Origin of the sequence: Anaerobacterium chartisolvens, assembly GCF_003337415.1 — a bacterium.
Classification (GTDB): domain Bacteria; phylum Bacillota; class Clostridia; order Acetivibrionales; family DSM-27016; genus Anaerobacterium; species Anaerobacterium chartisolvens.
In genome coordinates, this window is sequence record NZ_QPJT01000019.1 from 1 (window position 1) to 16,386 (window position 16,386).

General features: G+C 39.4%; 16 protein-coding genes and 1 riboswitch. Of the genes, 14 read left to right on the plus strand and 2 right to left on the minus strand.

Annotated elements, in window-relative coordinates:
* Positions 1-200: 200 nt before the first annotated feature.
* Complete coding sequence (locus tag DFR58_RS15145) at positions 201-1,133, minus strand: ketopantoate reductase family protein (RefSeq protein WP_114298699.1); 933 nt, start codon at positions 1,131-1,133, stop codon at positions 201-203.
* A 157-nt stretch (positions 1,134-1,290) separates the two neighbouring features.
* On the opposite strand from DFR58_RS15145, the gene DFR58_RS15150 reads away from it, so the two are divergent.
* Positions 1,291-1,845: a TetR/AcrR family transcriptional regulator gene (locus DFR58_RS15150; protein ID WP_114298700.1), complete on the plus strand. Its 555-nt coding sequence runs from the start codon at positions 1,291-1,293 to the stop codon at positions 1,843-1,845.
* Positions 1,846-2,032: 187 nt separating this feature from the next.
* Here the strand turns inward: DFR58_RS15150 and DFR58_RS15155 are convergent, their stop codons facing one another.
* On the minus strand, positions 2,033-2,518 hold the full coding sequence (locus DFR58_RS15155) for a transcriptional regulator (protein ID WP_114298701.1): 486 nt from the start codon (positions 2,516-2,518) through the stop codon (positions 2,033-2,035).
* A 177-nt stretch (positions 2,519-2,695) separates the two neighbouring features.
* Here DFR58_RS15155 and DFR58_RS22620 point away from each other — a divergent pair, with 177 nt between their 5' ends.
* From DFR58_RS22620 to DFR58_RS15215, 13 genes are all read left to right on the plus strand, one after another.
* Positions 2,696-3,268 carry a 4Fe-4S binding protein gene (locus tag DFR58_RS22620; RefSeq protein ID WP_114298702.1) on the plus strand — a complete coding sequence of 191 codons (573 nt, stop codon included), beginning with the start codon at positions 2,696-2,698 and terminating at the stop codon, positions 3,266-3,268.
* Positions 3,269-3,419: 151 nt separating this feature from the next.
* Positions 3,420-3,806, plus strand: a complete 387-nt coding sequence (locus DFR58_RS15165) for a hypothetical protein (RefSeq protein ID WP_114298703.1) — start codon at positions 3,420-3,422, stop codon at positions 3,804-3,806.
* Between the two features lie 262 nt (positions 3,807-4,068).
* The gene (locus tag DFR58_RS15170) at positions 4,069-6,408 is read left to right on the plus strand and encodes a hypothetical protein (protein WP_114298704.1); all 2,340 of its coding nucleotides are present in this window, start codon (positions 4,069-4,071) and stop codon (positions 6,406-6,408) included.
* 306 nt (positions 6,409-6,714) lie between these two features.
* Positions 6,715-8,172 carry a sensor histidine kinase gene (locus tag DFR58_RS15175; protein ID WP_114298705.1) on the plus strand — a complete coding sequence of 486 codons (1,458 nt, stop codon included), beginning with the start codon at positions 6,715-6,717 and terminating at the stop codon, positions 8,170-8,172.
* The gene (locus tag DFR58_RS15180; protein ID WP_114298706.1) at positions 8,169-8,879 is read left to right on the plus strand and encodes a response regulator transcription factor; all 711 of its coding nucleotides are present in this window, start codon (positions 8,169-8,171) and stop codon (positions 8,877-8,879) included. Before DFR58_RS15175 ends, DFR58_RS15180 begins: the two co-directional genes overlap by 4 nt.
* Positions 8,880-9,061: 182 nt before the next feature.
* Positions 9,062-9,964, plus strand: a complete 903-nt coding sequence (locus DFR58_RS15185) for an ATP-binding cassette domain-containing protein (protein ID WP_114298707.1) — start codon at positions 9,062-9,064, stop codon at positions 9,962-9,964.
* Positions 9,964-10,737 (plus strand): ABC transporter permease, encoded by a 774-nt coding sequence (locus DFR58_RS15190; RefSeq protein ID WP_114298708.1) that lies wholly within the window; start codon positions 9,964-9,966, stop codon positions 10,735-10,737. The genes DFR58_RS15185 and DFR58_RS15190 overlap by 1 nt, the downstream gene beginning before the upstream one ends.
* 13 nt (positions 10,738-10,750) lie before the next feature.
* Positions 10,751-12,055 (plus strand): amidohydrolase family protein, encoded by a 1,305-nt coding sequence (locus tag DFR58_RS15195; protein ID WP_242987663.1) that lies wholly within the window; start codon positions 10,751-10,753, stop codon positions 12,053-12,055.
* 239 nt (positions 12,056-12,294) lie between these two features.
* On the plus strand, positions 12,295-12,477 hold the full coding sequence (locus DFR58_RS22220; protein WP_207659249.1) for a hypothetical protein: 183 nt from the start codon (positions 12,295-12,297) through the stop codon (positions 12,475-12,477).
* 317 nt (positions 12,478-12,794) lie between these two features.
* Positions 12,795-12,974 (plus strand): ribbon-helix-helix domain-containing protein, encoded by a 180-nt coding sequence (locus tag DFR58_RS15200; RefSeq protein WP_114298710.1) that lies wholly within the window; start codon positions 12,795-12,797, stop codon positions 12,972-12,974.
* A gap of 147 nt (positions 12,975-13,121) precedes the next feature.
* Positions 13,122-13,403, plus strand: coding sequence for a hypothetical protein (locus DFR58_RS15205; RefSeq protein ID WP_114298711.1), 282 nt, complete (start codon positions 13,122-13,124; stop codon positions 13,401-13,403).
* A gap of 55 nt (positions 13,404-13,458) precedes the next feature.
* Positions 13,459-13,533: riboswitch (Fluoride riboswitch) on the plus strand.
* A 52-nt stretch (positions 13,534-13,585) separates the two neighbouring features.
* Positions 13,586-14,779 carry a cation:proton antiporter gene (locus tag DFR58_RS15210; protein WP_114298769.1) on the plus strand — a complete coding sequence of 398 codons (1,194 nt, stop codon included), beginning with the start codon at positions 13,586-13,588 and terminating at the stop codon, positions 14,777-14,779.
* Between the two features lie 418 nt (positions 14,780-15,197).
* Positions 15,198-16,334 (plus strand): chorismate-binding protein, encoded by a 1,137-nt coding sequence (locus tag DFR58_RS15215; RefSeq protein ID WP_114298712.1) that lies wholly within the window; start codon positions 15,198-15,200, stop codon positions 16,332-16,334.
* The last annotated feature ends 52 nt before the right edge of the window (positions 16,335-16,386 follow it).

The following is a 16,386-nucleotide window of genomic DNA, read 5'->3' on the forward strand; positions in this document are numbered from 1 at the left end:
CTTAAACATTTCCTTTAAGGTATTCTGAATGTCAGTTGCCGACTTGATGTTGTTCTCCTTGATGAACTCACGTAACTGCTTCCTATCCATTAAACTCATGCGCTTTTCCACCTTTCCATTCTATTATACTATTTGATAAAATGGTTTTGGTAAAAGCACAAACTATTTTACACTCTCTTGTCCTTTTTTCTTGGATCTGCTCACTGTTCTGTAATTAGGCTTTCTACTTCGTAAAGCCGTGATGCCTTTATTGCGTACTTTCTGGCATCTGTAATAACTTCCTGTACGGCATAGCCAACTTTATAGTGGTTATGCGCCACAAGCGCATAGGGCATGCTTTTAGGTGAAAAGATAACATTACTCAATAGATATCCAACAGCGCTCGGTGGCAGGCTACTCACCACTTTTATCATAACATCAGGCTTTGAGCCTTTTGCTTTCAAAACAAGGAGCATTTCTTTCATATTACGACCTAATCCAGCAAGTGCTTCGGGTGAAGAAATTACTTTTTCAAAACTGCCGCTTTTTAATACTTCGACTTCCATAGCAGCGTTGAACGCGAAGTGATTCCATAACCAGCTTTGAACATCCTTTTGAATCATTATCTTGAAGCCTGCCTGAGCAAAAAGCTTGCGGACCTCTAAATCTCTTTTGGTTGGCTCGGGTTCAAATGTTCCAAACCGAACCGTCTTGTAAAGCCCGCCGTAAAGCGTGTTTCCTTCAAACCCGCCGCCGGCACCTGGGAAGCCAAAAACAATTTGGCTGAGCAGAATCGGCTGAACAGCTGATCGAGGGTCTCGCCAAAAGTTATTGAAAAAAAGAACCGTCGCATTACCAACTCGTGGCGCAAGGTACTTTACCGCGCTTGATACCTGCTCGGGGTTGACGCTCATAAAAATAAGGTCATAGTCGTGATTTTCCTTTATCTCTTCCTGCATAACAATAGGCCAATTTTCTTTGACTATCCGTTCTTTTTTGCTTCGCCTTGCATCCCATAGTTCCAAGTTTACATAGGAGCCGTATTGTGCCTTCCTGCCTTCACGAACATAAAACTCAACCGTATGGCCTGCATTTTCAAACGCCCAGGCATATTGCGTTCCAATGACACCGCGCCCAAAGAAAAGTATTTTCATAAAGCTTCCTCCATAATGATCGCGTGTTGACTTTTCAACACATGTTTGATATTCTGAGCATACTGATTTGTGGTGAGAATTTCAATAGTTACAATTGTTCCAACTGTTGATAACTCAACACATTGCGCTAATTTGTTGAATATCTGGAGGATACTTTATGGATAGACGAATACAAAAAACAAGGCAGCTGATTATGAATACCTTCATCGGCCTTTTGGCTGAGAAAGGCTTTGAGAAAATAACCATCAATGACATTGCCGAACGCGCCAACATAAACCGAGGGACTGTTTACCTGCATTACGTGGATAAATTCGACTTGCTTGACAAGTGCATAGAAACGTATGTCGAGCTGCTGCTGAATCACTGTGCCGATACTGCTGATACGACTCTAAACGCAAGCGCATTTCAAAGCATATTTGAATATTTGGAGAAAAATTTTACAATATACAAGTTGCTTCTTAGCAAGGAGGGCTTTGGAATTTTCAGCAACCGCTTATATGCCATCATTGCGCAAACAGTAACCGAGGTTATCGGTATAAAGTCAGAAAACCACGCATTTTCAAATGGTGTAACTACTCATTTTTTGGCTTCTGGGTTTATAGGTGTATTGGAATGGTGGATCAATAATTCTATGCCCTGCAATGTTCAGGAAATTACTGAGCAGCTTATGTTTTTGCTAGAACCATACACCAAGCACCTTGTATCACGTTAAACTAATTTGCTGATAAAATTTTTACTATTAACTTGAATTGTAATGCAAAAGCAGGCACCAAATCGAATAAAAAGGCCTATCCAGGCGACTTCATCCGAAATATAGGCATCCGCCAAGGGGATACCAGAGGGTTACGGCATCTTTTTTGTCTACTTGAAGGTATATGGAGACGGTTATAGTTTCCCTTTTAAAGTTTATATAACAAGTCATCTAAAAAATTATTGATTATTTGTAATTCATCTTTTTTATATTGATCAAGAATTGTTTTTATTTTTTTATTTTCAATATCATGAACTTTTTTATGAGCTTCAAAAATCTCTTTTCCCTGAATTGTCAGTGTGAAATAAATCTCCTTTTTATTATCTTCAAAGCGGTTTCCTTTAATAAACCCTTTATCAAATAATTTTGCATTTATCTTTGATATAGCGCCCTTGGTCAGATTTAATTCTTTAGCAACAAATTTGGCATTCGGCAACCGATTTTTTCCAATACAATCAATGACGTGAATCTCAGAAAGTGTCAGTCCTTTGGTCAGAAGAATTTTATATTCAGATATTAAGAGTTCTTTTAAGTATTTCTCATGATTTCGGGAATAATCGCCGAAATAATCAATCAGGCTAATCAGCTTATTTATAATTATATTAACTTCCTTTTTTAAGTCAGTATCTGACATGATAAACACCTCGCGAATAATTTCCTGAGAAACTATATAAATCATATATCAATTAAGCATAGATGTAAATAGTTTTTGAAATATGGTTTACAAGGAAACCTTATTGTGTTATGATAATATCAATTCCTAAAAGATAGTATTAGGAAACTATTTTCACAAGAATGCGGGGCAATCCATGTGACATCTAGAATTGTTTTAATATGTGTACTTATCGTTTTGGGTGCCGTAAGCGGCAAAAGTTTTTGCGGTAAAATATGCCCGTTTGGACATATACAAAGATTTCTTTACAAAATACCGTTTCCCCGAAAAGTCAAAACATTCAAACTGCATATGATGTTGCGCCGAATTAAATATGCCATTTTAGTTATCGGTTTATTAGTATCTATAGTTCTTCTATTGATTGGTATTCCAATCAAAGAACCGATCCGGAATACTGGATTCGATTGGAAAGTCATTGTGGGAGTTGTTATTTTCATATTTATCTGTATAGTAAATTATCGTCCATTCTGCAAATATCTATGTCCTGTAGAGACTATTCTCTCTCTGGGGAATATTGTTCCGATCTATCGATATAACATAGACAAGCAGAAATGCAGCCATTGCGGTATGTGCGCTCAAGTATGCAAAATGAATTTAGAACCTGATAAGACGCCTCATCATATGGACTGTAACCATTGTGGTGCCTGTAAGAAAGCGTGCAGAAAAAAAGCGATTACATCAGGCCTTAATCATATAAGCTGGCGGCGCTAAGACGGAGGTGGGGACGCACCTGTTTATTGAAGCGTTTTCAATCCATTAATTTAAATAGGATAGGTTTAAGGCAGGCTGAAGGTCTGCTTCCTTTTCGCTGTGCACGGAGCAGGAGAGCCAGAAAATAGTGGAAAAAGCAGGAGCGTCCCCAATGTCCACTGTTGAGCAGGAGTTTACTATTGAAGAATTGAATGAGAGGCTAGAAGCACTGGGGCAAGAGATGATGGGCCTTGTGAGGTTAAATGCAAGAGCAGGCACCGGCACGTCAGCATATGAAGCCGAGTATATACGAGTATCTAAGGAAATGGAGCAAATCCGGGAGCGGAAGTCAGCAATAGAGGAAGCGGAGTTATCGGAGATGATGAGACAAAAAAGAATTGATGAGATGAAGAAATATCTGAGTTCAACAGACACACCACTTACAAAGTTTGATGGGGCTTTATTTAGGAGGCTGGTTGATAAGGTGATCATACATTCGCTGGTGGAGGCTACGTTTATATTCAGGAGTGGGATTGAGTTGAAAGAGATATTAGTATAAAAGATAGAGATAAATTATTTTGCCGACTATTTGCAGGAGTGCAATTTAGTCGGCTGTTTTTTTATATTATTGAGGAGAATTGAAGTATGTTAAATAATAGTATAAAATAACCATATGTGAAAATATTTCAAATAAACATGTGCTTGATTTTGAAAAAAATTTATGAGGATATACCTGATTTATATCTGTAAGTTGAGTTTAAAATGCGAATCGTATATTCCAACTTGTAGAATCATTTTTAAATTAAAGGGAGCTTGAAATAGTGGATAATTGGAAAGATAAACATGAAGAGTTTATGAAATTAATAGAAGAAACAACAAAATTATTAGATGAGAAGCTTAAAAAAGGTGAGATTACTCAGTATGAATACGATGAATTAAAAACACTAGATTTTGAATTTGATGAGGAAAAAGATTCAATTGAGTTATTTAAAGAATTTTACATAGAAAGAAAACCAATAAAATGCAGTGAATTGTTACTTGTTATTTATGATAAACATAAGAATAGTTTTAGAAAAGCTGTCTTGCTAAGTGAATGTTTTCCGGATCCCTTGGGTTTCAAGTATAGTCAAGAAATCCATGAATTTTCTATATTAATTATTAATAGAGCTTTTAAGTTAGCAATTTCAAAAGAGTATCCAAAAGAATTATTGATTGAATTGAAACAATTATACTTAGCTTTAAACTTCTTTAATCATAATAATCTAAGAAATACTGAGAAACTTAATAATTGTGACTTTATGAAGTTTTCTTTGTCAGAACAGATAAGGATGCTATTTATTTTCCTTCAAGATCAAGATAGATTAGTAGCTGAATTAAGAAAAAAAGAAATAAAGAAACAAGGTTTTTTTACTGGAATGGAATCAGCTATTTCAAACAAGTGTACCAATACAAATCTAAATATGTTAATTTCATATGAAGATAATTTTGAGGGGATATTAGAGGCTTATGATATTTTAATTCGATATTTGTATTTTAAGAAAAATAAGGATTATAAAAATAAAACAATACCGGAACATGGAGATATAACACATATTAGAATCCCTTCATTGGAGTTAATAACGAAGTTGTCAATTCAAAGAAATCTTCTAATAAGAACATGGGAAAAATTTAAGTATTCACAATGGAATGTAGTAATAAAGAACGACAATGCACAAGATGTGTATATATTTATGCCTAAGGTTGAGGAAGAATACAAGGAACATATTATTGCAAGCAATAGAAGACAATACTCTTTAATGCTAAATCTATTTAAGACAAAAGATACAGAAATGGTACATGAGAGTAGCAGGATAATTTCTAAAATTTCTGGTGAAATCAATAAAGATGATATCAAAACGCTGTTTTTGATGAGTAAAGAAGATTATCTTATTGCGGCAGAAAGCTATCAGACAATGATAAATGCATACAAATTTAATATGCATTCATACTACTTAGAGCTAGCGATAGAAGGATTCAGGATTGAAGACATCTTTAGAGTATTTGAATTATTGCATGTTTTAGCGAAATGTTATAAACGAGCAATTTACAAAGATTTTGATCAAGAAGATAACGCCTGGTATAAATACTTATGTCCAATTGTTCCTATTGACTATTTTATTGAAGTCTTAACCAATTATTACGGTTTCGCTAAAGAGTATTCTTTAAAGCTAATTAAGTGTTTTACTTTCGAGTCAGGAATTAAAGGCGAGAGTGATATCTTTTCTAGACCTTTAATATTAGTGAATTCAGATAATATAGTATTCTGTCCGATTCTAATGCAACAGATAAATCTAGAAAGAATAATTGAAATGCTTCTTAGTAATTTTGAAGTAAATATCGCCCGTATTGGAAAGGATTTCGAGAATCGCATCAAATTTATTTTGTCTCATTTTAGTGGAATAAAAGTCAACACAAGTAAAATTGAATTTTTAGCATCAGATGGAAGAAATATTGAATTTGATTTTATTGGCACGTTTGATAATCATTTATTACTATGGGAATTCAAAGCAATGACTGTACCTTATAGTGATAAAAAGCATATGGAATGTAAAAAAACTATTATGGAATGTATTGATCAGATTGAAAGAAGGAGTCATATAATAAAAACAGATTGGAAGAAGATAAAAGAGTTGGCGAACATCGAATTACCCGAAAAACCTTTTGCTGATGATAAAATAATTAAATTAGTTGGTACTAATATTTTTGATTTCACAACGCTGGTTTACGGAGAAAATATAAGGGTGGTCGACGAGTCTACTCTTTTAAAATTTTTTATTAATCCGGAAGTAAAAGTGATGAGTCTTAATGATAAAAAGGTACTAAATTCAAAGAGATTATGGAAAAATACAGAACCAACTGCAAATGAGTTTATACATTATTTAGAGAATCCAATAACAACGTCACCTTATATGGGTTGTATTGAGGCTTTTCCTAAAGCATTTGATGTTTTTGAAGATGATTATCCTTTTGCAATAATAGATCAAATTTTAACTAAGGATCCTTATGGTCAGGAAATTGAAAATTCTATCAGATTTAATAAATCATCTTTAGCTGATAAAAAGTCTAAAAGAAAAAAGTCTTCAAAGCATAGGATGAAAAAGCGAAAGAAGAAAAAGAAATAGTTTAAGCCATATCATCAAGGTTTTTTTGATTATTCTCAATGTGTTTTCTATCAAGGTATACAGATATTTCGAGGCACGTGAAGTGTGTAGTTCTTTTGTCCCAACAAAAACCGAATGATAGGAATGAGATCGATTTAGATTTGGACGAGATAGATGTAACTTCTGCGGTGAAAGAGCTGGCGGCACTCAATGGATATGAAGATAAGTAACGCAAAATAAATCTTTTCTGTTTATGAAATGTTTATCTTTTGCCATCGACTTGTTTAGACTTATAAAATATACTTGTTTATACGAGGAGGTGTGCTTGTGACGATAAAAAAGCGGCTGTTTTATTCTAATCTGGTAATGGTGGTTGCCCCGTTAATTGCTTTTATTGCAGCCAGTTTGATTTTTGGCGGAATACTCCGAGCTACCCTTTTTTCAGACTTTAGTGGGATTAGCCTTGTTGACGAATCGCTGCTCGAAATTCAAACAATTATAGACGATTCAGATATGAATTTATTAGTTGGTAATCAGGCAGCGCAAAACGATTTAATGGATAAAATAGCCGACAAAGGGTTTCGCCTGTGGGTAGAACAAGAAGGCGAAGTTCTGTTTACTAATATGAATCACAGGGAACAATCGTATATTTCACAATATATTGTTTCAGAACGCTTACAGGCTTCCAACCAAACTTTTTGGGACCGTACATTTGATTTTAATCTTTTATGGCATCGTGTCGAAACGAATGCTGCCCCCATTGTGTTTATCGCTGTAGGCTCAAATAAAACTATGCCGTTTGAAGCAATCGGAGTAACTTCAGCTTCAACAATTATTGTGTTCCTTATGCTGATTATTGCGGTGGTTGTTTTTATTGTTGTGGTGATTAGCCTGTTTCTTGCTAATAAGATAGTAAAAAAAATCATACTTCCATTGGACAATCTTTGCGATGGAGCTGAGCGTATTAGGGAAGGTAATCTTGATGAAGATATTCCTTACGGAGGCATCGAAGAATTAGAAAAAGTCTGCGGCTCTTTCAATGAAATGCAGCGTCAGCTTAAAGCGAATATAAAGAAGAACGAGGTATATGAGCAAAATAGGAAAGAAATGCTTGTGGGGATTTCGCATGACTTGCGAACTCCACTTACATCCATTAAGAGCTATGTAAAAGGCTTACAGGATGAAGTTGCCAAAACGCCGGAAAAGCAAAAGGAATATTTAGATGTCATTTATCGTAAATCTTGCGATATGGAGGGCTTGCTTAACCGCTTGTTTTTATTTTCAAAACTGGAAACTGGTAATATGCCTTTTAATTTTGATTCCATTTTCATACAGAAATATATCGCCACCTTGCTTGATTCACTCGAATACGATTTGAAAAAAAATAACGCTATCCTTACTCTGGAAAACACTTGTTCCCATCAGAAAGTGCTTCTTGATACAGAGCAGATGACACGGACGATTACAAACATAATAGATAACAGCATCAAATATAATCCAAGCAAGCAAGTCCATATTACGGTTACTTTGACCCCACAAGATGACAAGATAAACATTCGGATACAAGACGATGGGTTAGGCGTGTCAACTAAGCAACTCTCACGTTTGTTTGATAGTTTTTATCGTGGGGACGAATCAAGAAAAAATTCTAACGACGGCAGCGGGCTTGGGCTTGCCATTGCAAAAAATATCGTTATTGCTCATGGAGGAAGTATATACGCTGAGAGTTATAACGGGTTGGCAATCATTATTGAATTGCCGGTAGAAAAGGAGGACTCACAATGAAGCGTGTTTTAATCGTTGAAGATGATGCAGAGATAGCGGCAATCGAAAAGGATTACTTGGAGATAAACGATATTGAATCTGACATTGCCGCAGACGGCAACACGGCGCTTGAAATGATAAAGGCAAAACAATACGATTTGCTTCTTCTTGATGTGATGCTGCCGGGTAAAAATGGTTTTCAGCTTTGTAAAGAAATCCGTGATGCCTTTGATCTACCTATTTTAATGGTTACGGCAAAAATAGAATCAGTTAATAAAATAAGAGGGCTTGGATTCGGTGCGGATGATTATATAACAAAGCCGTTTGAACCCGCCGAGCTTGTGGCGCGTGTAAAAGCCCACATTGCTCGATATGAACGATTGACTAATGGAAACAAGCAAGAAGAAGTCCCAGATAGGAAAACTGATGATGCAATTGTTGTGGGTGATCTGCGTATTCTGCCACAAGCGTACAGAGTCTATGTAAAGGGAAATGAAGTGAAATTCGCAAACAGAGAATTTGAGCTTCTGTTGTTTCTTGCTGTAAACCCTAATATCGTTTTTTCAAAGGAAACTCTTTTTGAACGGATTTGGGGGTATGATTATGTTGGTGACAGCATAACCGTAACCGTGCATATCAACCGCATACGTGAAAAAATTGAGCAGAACAGCAGTAACCCTAAGTATATTGATACTGTTTGGGGCGCGGGATATAGATTTAATAAATAAAAAAGATACCTTATATGTAAAAGCTGGTGCAGTAAAAACTGTATCGGCTTTTTTATTCGTTTAGAAATTGTTAATATCTTTCACTTCGATTGTTAATATCTTTTACCACGATTCTTTAGAGTTGCGGTTTATCATATAACCTATACAAAGCAATTAGAAATTAAATGCAGGGGGTAATGAGAATGGACTTTGTTGTGCAAACAAAAGACCTGTGTAAAGTGTTCTCTGGCAAAAATGTTGTGAACCGTGTGAATATCAATATTCGCCGTGGGGATATTTACGGATTTATTGGTGAAAATGGGGCGGGGAAAACAACATTTATGAGGATGTTGAGCGGGCTTGCCGAACCTACGGGAGGAACGATTCGGCTTTTCGAGAGTGACGACTTGGAAGAGCAACGCAAACGTATCGGTTGCACCATTGAGAATCCCGCAATCTATCCGGCCATGACAGCAAGACAGAATTTGGAGGTGTATCGCATACTAATGGGCATTTCCGACAAGGGCATTGTGCCGGAGTTGCTTGACTTAGTGGGGCTTGGTAACGCGGGCAAAAAGAAAACCAAGGATTTTTCCCTTGGCATGAAGCAACGGTTGATGATTGCCGTCGCTATGATTGGAAATCTCGATTTTCTTATTTTAGACGAGCCGATGAACGGTCTTGATCCTATGGGTATCAAGGAGGTGCGCGACTTGCTTTTGAAGCTAAACAAGGAGAAAAAACTGACAATCATAATATCCAGTCATATTTTAGACGAGCTTTCCAGAATGGCAACCTGTTACGGTGTTATCCACAAAGGCAATCTCATTGATGAATTTTCGTCTAAGGAACTGGAGCGCAGGTGCCACCGCAACTTAAAAATCGTTGTAGATGACGTCTACAAAGCGGAACACCTATTAACAACTACGGTCAGTGCAAACTTCGATGTGACGGCGGATGGAGCGATTGTTCTATATGATCACCTTGACGAAGCTGCCAATATCGGGAAAATGCTTGTTTCAAACGGACTCGCCGTGTCGGCTCTTGTCCCCGGCGAACAAGACCTTGAAGGTTATTTTATGGATTTGATGAGAGGGAAAAAATAATGACGAATATTATCAGATCAGAACTTTACAAACTCAAAAATTCCAAGCCATTTTACATTTGTCTGTTTGTGTGCGCCGCGATTGCAGTATTTTTAGCTCTTGCCATACAGATGGGTGTCGTTGCCAGAGGCACCGAAGATGTTGCGGCAATTGCGGATAGTATCAGCGCTGTGTCGCTGCTTGAGCAAACACTTGGCTTGACCTTCCTGCCAACCCTTTTTGGGGTCTTTGTTTCGTTATTTGTGTCCGGCGAATTTTACAACGGTACTATGAAGAACTATGTATCCAAAGGCGTTAATCGTGTTCAAATTTATCTTTCAAAGATTGTGGTTTGCGGCATGGCAGTTTTGACGATGTATGTTGTCAATTTTGCGTTTTCGTGTATCACAGGTACGATTCTTTGGGGTTTTGACCCGTATGGTGTCGCAACCTTTTCCAATTTGGCTGCTATGTTACTTGGCGAAGGGTTATTACTGCTCGCATATTCATCAATATTTGTTTTTGTTTCCATGTGGCTGCGCAGCATAGTAGCATCTATCGCCGTCAATATCTGTGCGGTTTCATTATTCCCTACACTACTAATGGCAGTCAACTACGTCATCGGAGATAATGTAACGCTGTCAAATTATTGGATTTCAGGAAATATTACTGCGCTTGCCTCGCTTGCCCCCGAAAGCGGAGCGGTGCTTCAGGGTATTATAGTAGGGCTGTGTTATTTGCTTGGGGGAACTATTATCGGAAGTATATTGTTCAAAAAACAAGATATTAAATAGGAGGAAAATGATTATGAATTTCGAAAAAACGATGTCAATCGCAGTTGCGGTGGTTCTTGTTATTGGTGTTTTGGGTGGTTGCTCTGCCAAACCAGCGGTTGCGGAAAAACCGCTTACCGCAATAACTAATGCTAAAATTTTCGACGGGGAGAACCTTATCACCGATACGACCGTGGTTATTAAAGACGGAATCATTCAAGCTGTAGGCGGCGATATATCGGACGAGGCAATCATAATTGATGCAAACGGTGGTATGCTGATGCCCGGACTTATAGATTCTCATACGCATACCGACATGAACGGTCTGCGTGATGCGCTGAAATTTGGCGTAACCACGGAGCTTGAAATGCAAGGGGAATGGTCGGTAAAAAAGCGTAAAGAAGTAGCCGACACAAGTGATGTTGCCGACCTGCGTTCTCCCGGAATGGGCGTTACGGCAAAGGATGGACACCCGACACAATATATGAAAGACAGCAGTAATTTTCTTATACGTTGGTTTTTCAAATTTCCAGCTGTCAGTTCCCCTGATGAAGCGGTCAAATTCGTAGATAAACAGGTTAAAAATGGGGCTGACTACATCAAAGTTTTTATTGAGGACGGTGATAATATCGGTTATCCCGGACTTCCAACACTTGATGACGAAACGCTTCAAGCGGCCGTTGACGAGGGTCACCGCCTTGATAAAATGGCAATCGCCCATGTGACAAGCATTGAGGGAACTAAACGCGCCGTTGCTATCGGAGTTGACGGACTGGGACATTTGTTCTTTGACAACAAACCTGACAAGGAGCTTGTTGATGACATTGCCGCCAAAGACATATTCGTTATCCCCACGCTGGTAACATTGTCTACTGCTTTTGGCAATAATGCAAAATGGCTTGCCGATGACGAACGAGTAAGCTCAAGACTCAGCGAGGAGTGGCTCGAAGCGCTGTCTCGCAGTATGAATGTTTACCCCGAAGGAAAGCTTGAAGACGCCTACGCCACCGTCATGACGCTACATAATGCCGGTGTGGATATTCTGGCGGGCAGTGATGTGTCTGAACCTATCCCAATCCTTGGCGGACTGGCTCATGGTGCAAGCTTACATCACGAATTGCAACTGTTGGTTGCCGCAGGGCTTACACCCACCGAGGCATTGCGTGCGGCTACGTCCGTCCCTGCCGATAGGTTTGACCTTGCCGACCGTGGACGGATTATCCCCGGCGCTCGTGCAGACCTATTACTGGTCGATGGAGATCCGCTGACTGACATATCTGACACACTATCCATTAACGCCGTTTGGCGCGAAGGAGTGCAACTCTCCACCAAAAAGTAGGTGATGAAAATGACATGCGCCATAGTATGCTATGGCGCATATTATTTCCGCACTGGACAAGCTCGCTCCGGCAATCGGCACAATGTTTTTGCCTTACTGAGATGGTGCTGCTTCTTTCCAAAGAAAAGTTTGGTTCTTCCTTAGATGATGAATGTCAGTAACAAGAGAAAAACATAAGACGTCCAATTGTTTATACAGAACAAGCTATTTCTAGTGCCATTAATGCTCTCGATAAAATTTTGATTGAGGGAATAAGTGTAACACAACTAAAAGCTTTATATGAATTATTATATAACGTAACTGACAGAGAAAGTGGCTATCAAAGTTGGCAATCTATTCGGCTAGTAAAAAGCATACTAATAAAAATGAGCGGTTCAATAGCTTTATCTTTTGATGTAGAAAAAGTAATTTCTCCACTTTAGAGAGGTGGGGACGCACCTGTTTATTGAAGCGTTTTCAATCCATTAATTTAAGATAGGATAGGTTTAAGGCAAGGCTGAAGGTCGGCTTCCTTTTTGCTGTGCACGGAGCAGGCAGAGCCAGAAAACTGTGGAAAAAGCAGGAGCGTCCCCAGCTAGTCCCACAATTCGTAGGGAACACCCCCTGTGGTGTTCCGCCCCCAGAGGCTTTCCGCCACTGTGGTATTGCTGTTATTTTAAATGTCCCCATCTTTTGCTTGACTTTTGTGGGCCGCCGACATATACTGTTATTAACGGCCCACAAAAAGGGGAGGTGAAGAATGGGCGAAAACAAATTAGGCCGTCCAACTGATAATCCCAAAGACATTGTATTGAAAATCCGCCTCGATAATGATACTTCTAAAAAACTGGAAGAATGTAAAGAAGAAATGGAAGTATCAAAAGCCGAAGTGGTACGGCAAGGGATTAACAAGATGCATGACGACCTCAAGAAAAAATGAAGGAAGCGGCGCACACTCGTCAAAGAAACACGCCACTTCCACCACCGACAAATGCCCTAAGGCAAGTGCAGCGTAAATATTATACCATGCGCCGCGAGTCCTTTCAAGCAATGTCGGACATCATAAAAAAATGAAAGGTGGCGTATTATGATTATACGGCAGTTAAAAGAAAAACAGTTTGAAGGCCTGCATAATTCTCTGGTTATGAAAGCCCATGCCGATCCATTGGAGGCGAGCTATACCGTGAGCATGGCAATTAACGGCGCGGAGTATGCCGTTAAGGTGCAGCCGGAGAGGCATAACAAAGTAGCGGTTTTGCAGGCACTGCGCATCTACCGGGAGGAATGCGGCCCGAGATTTGAGCTGATAACCAAAGGCAATTTGTTGTCCTCGCTTCTTGAAATATTGATTTATCAGGAGGCAGGCTAAAAATAACCGCTGCTTACTGTCTTGACAATATTATCAAGCTGTGATACTCTGATAAGCAATAGCAGGGAATGAGGTTCTCCCTTGGGTTTTACCCTAAACCGCTTATTAAGCTGATGACTTCTGTGATTTTTTATCGCAGACGCATTGGCTTTTTTAATGCTCTGCGAAGAATGGAGAGAGAAATGCTTTTATCACTTGCCCTTGTTTTTCTGTGCGGAATGACGCTCGGAAAAATATTTGAAAAATTTAAGCTGCCCGGCCTGTTGGGAATGCTGCTGACAGGAGTGATCCTCGGGCCATATGCGCTGAATTTACTGGATGATTCAATATTGGCAATATCCCCTGATTTGCGGCAGATTGCTCTTATTATCATCTTAACCCGCGCGGGATTGAATCTCGATATAAAGGATTTAAAAAAAGTTGGGTGTTCGGCAATTCTCATGTGTTTTATTCCCGCTTGCTTTGAAATCATCGGTATGCTCATATTTGCACCCATATTGCTGGGTATCACCTATTTGGAAGCGGCTATTTTAGGAACTGTAATTGCAGCGGTTTCCCCCGCCGTTATTATACCAAGAATGCTGAAGCTGATGGAAAGCGGCTATGGCAAAGAAAAAAGTATTCCCCAGATGATTATGGCGGGCGCTTCTGTTGACGATGTTTTTGTCATTGTTCTGTTTACCGCATTTACAGGCTTGGCGCAAGGCGGCACCATTGATCTTGTGAGCTTTTTAACCATTCCCACTTCAATCCTTTTAGGGCTCGCCGGAGGCGCGATAATCGGTTTGCTTTTATCCCTTTTCTTTTCTAAGGTGCATATTCGTGACAGTGGAAAGGTGATTATTATGCTCGCCATATCTTTTCTGCTTATTACATTAGAGCATAGCTTAAAAGGAGCCGTAGGGTTTTCGGGATTGCTTGCAGTCATGGCACTGGGCACTGCCATTCAGCAAAGAAAACATGACGTGTCCAAACGGCTGTCCCAAAAGTTCTCCAAGCTTTGGGTGGGCGCGGAGGTTCTGTTATTTGTTCTTGTAGGCGCTATGGTAAACATCAGCTATGCCCTTAATGCCGGATTATTTGCGAGTGCCCTTATATTCTGCGTTTTGATTTTCCGTATGATGGGTGTGCTTGTGTGCCTCATAAAAACAAAGCTAAACAAAAAAGAACGTCTTTTTTCTGCAATTGCGTATATGCCCAAAGCAACCGTACAGGCGGCAATCGGCGGTATTCCCCTTGCAATGGGACTTGCTTGCGGGGATATTGTATTAACGGTAGCGGTATTATCTATTTTAATTACCGCACCACTTGGAGCAGTCCTTATGGATGTGACGCATAAAAAGCTTTTGACACGTAGTGACGGACCTAAGATTTAAAGTTAAAAAAACGGGTACAGAGGAATGTCCCCAATATTTTTGCGTCAATGAGAATAAGATGGTGTTATCAATGTAGGGCAGACCTATGTGTCTGCTCTCAAAATAAGGTATTGCATTATTGATTTGTAAGTGCTATAATTTTTTTAAATAATATAGTTTGTTTAGATTAGAAGAGAGATAGAAAATGCTTTTAGCTGCATTTTCTTTGCCGAGGATTTGGTTTTGAAGAGATGAGAAGAGACGAGGCTGTTTATATGCCGGGTTCCTTTGACCTGGTTTTTTTAATTCTGCGATAGCTTAAATTCTCTTTAGAGCCCTTTTGAACTTATTGCTTGTATAAAAGGGTGTATGCCTGCTTTGACGGGCGATTCTCATGTCTTCTTTCCTTGGGCACATCAAAAGAAAGGAGGCTCTTAAAATGTTTTATCCCGATTTGGAGAATGTAAAAATTCTGGCTGAAAAGTACAATGTTATTCCTGTGGCAATGGAAGTGTATGCAGATATGGAAACTCCCATAAGCCTGTTTAAGAGATTTGAGGACAGCAGCTTCTGTTTTCTGCTCGAAAGTGTGGAGGGCGGGGAAAAATGGGCAAGGTATTCTTTTATAGGGAGAACTCCCTTTCTTATCGTTAAAGGCTCTCAGGGTGCTACTGTTATAGAGGACGGGCAGGGAAATATTACCCCAAAATCAGCCAATGCTATGAAAATAATCAAGGAATTGATGTCTTGCTATAAGGGTGCCGACATACCCGGGCTTCCTAGGTTTAATGGGGGTGCGGTGGGCTTCTTGGGGAATGATCCTGAGTTTGCCGAAACGCATTTCATGTTTACCGATGAGGTGCTGGTTTTTGATCACTTAAAACAGAAAATTCATATTATTGTAAATCTTCATGTCAATGGAAATGTTGAAAGAGGCTACAATAGCTCGATAGATAGAATTAAGGCTATTTATAAGGAAATACTTACGACAAGATGGAAAGTCACGGATAGCTTCACGCCGGGTTCCGTTCCCGCTCCCTTTGAGTACTCCTCAAACATTACAAGGGAGAGCTTCTGCCAAAATGTTATGAGAGCAAGGCAGAATATCATAAACGGTGCTGCCTCCAGTGCTGTTATCTCACAGAGGCTGTGTGCCGAGACAGGGAGGGAGCCTTTGGAGGTTTACAGGGCTTTGAGAAGCATCAGCCCGTCTCCCTATATGTATTATCTTAAATTTAAGGACTACAGTCTTGCGGGCTCCTCCCACAAAATGCTGGTAAGAGTTGAGAACGGCGATGTTGAGCCCTGCTCTGCGGCAGGCGCGGGAAAAAAGGAAAACCTTATGGAAATAATAGATGAGCTTGAGGAGGGTGTTAAGACAGGAGAGTATAGGGGGGCTATAGGCTATTTGGGCTTTAACGGCAGCCTTGATAGCTGTGCTGATATAAGCACGATAGTGTTTAAGGATAAAAAGGCGTATGTGCAGGTCGGAGCGGAGATATCCTTTGATTCCGACCCCGCCGGAAAATATGAAGAGACGCTCAATAGCGCGGAGGCAATGCTTAAGGCCCTTTAAGGAGGCGGGAAATACTCGATACGCTTTAAGAGAGGAATAATCTAAGAGGGGA

What these genes read in the sequence shown, in the direction of transcription:
- DFR58_RS15145 (WP_114298699.1), bottom strand. Translation starts at nt 1,133, where the DNA reads ATGAAAATACTTTTCTTTGGGCGCGGTGTCATTGGAACGCAATATGCC.
- DFR58_RS15150 (WP_114298700.1), top strand. Translation starts at nt 1,291, where the DNA reads ATGGATAGACGAATACAAAAAACAAGGCAGCTGATTATGAATACCTTC.
- DFR58_RS15155 (WP_114298701.1), bottom strand. Translation starts at nt 2,518, where the DNA reads ATGTCAGATACTGACTTAAAAAAGGAAGTTAATATAATTATAAATAAG.
- DFR58_RS15165 (WP_114298703.1), top strand. Translation starts at nt 3,420, where the DNA reads ATGTCCACTGTTGAGCAGGAGTTTACTATTGAAGAATTGAATGAGAGG.
- DFR58_RS15180 (WP_114298706.1), top strand. Translation starts at nt 8,169, where the DNA reads ATGAAGCGTGTTTTAATCGTTGAAGATGATGCAGAGATAGCGGCAATC.
- DFR58_RS15185 (WP_114298707.1), top strand. Translation starts at nt 9,062, where the DNA reads ATGGACTTTGTTGTGCAAACAAAAGACCTGTGTAAAGTGTTCTCTGGC.
- DFR58_RS15190 (WP_114298708.1), top strand. Translation starts at nt 9,964, where the DNA reads ATGACGAATATTATCAGATCAGAACTTTACAAACTCAAAAATTCCAAG.
- DFR58_RS15195 (WP_242987663.1), top strand. Translation starts at nt 10,751, where the DNA reads ATGAATTTCGAAAAAACGATGTCAATCGCAGTTGCGGTGGTTCTTGTT.
- DFR58_RS15200 (WP_114298710.1), top strand. Translation starts at nt 12,795, where the DNA reads ATGGGCGAAAACAAATTAGGCCGTCCAACTGATAATCCCAAAGACATT.
- DFR58_RS15205 (WP_114298711.1), top strand. Translation starts at nt 13,122, where the DNA reads ATGATTATACGGCAGTTAAAAGAAAAACAGTTTGAAGGCCTGCATAAT.
- DFR58_RS15210 (WP_114298769.1), top strand. Translation starts at nt 13,586, where the DNA reads ATGCTTTTATCACTTGCCCTTGTTTTTCTGTGCGGAATGACGCTCGGA.
- DFR58_RS15215 (WP_114298712.1), top strand. Translation starts at nt 15,198, where the DNA reads ATGTTTTATCCCGATTTGGAGAATGTAAAAATTCTGGCTGAAAAGTAC.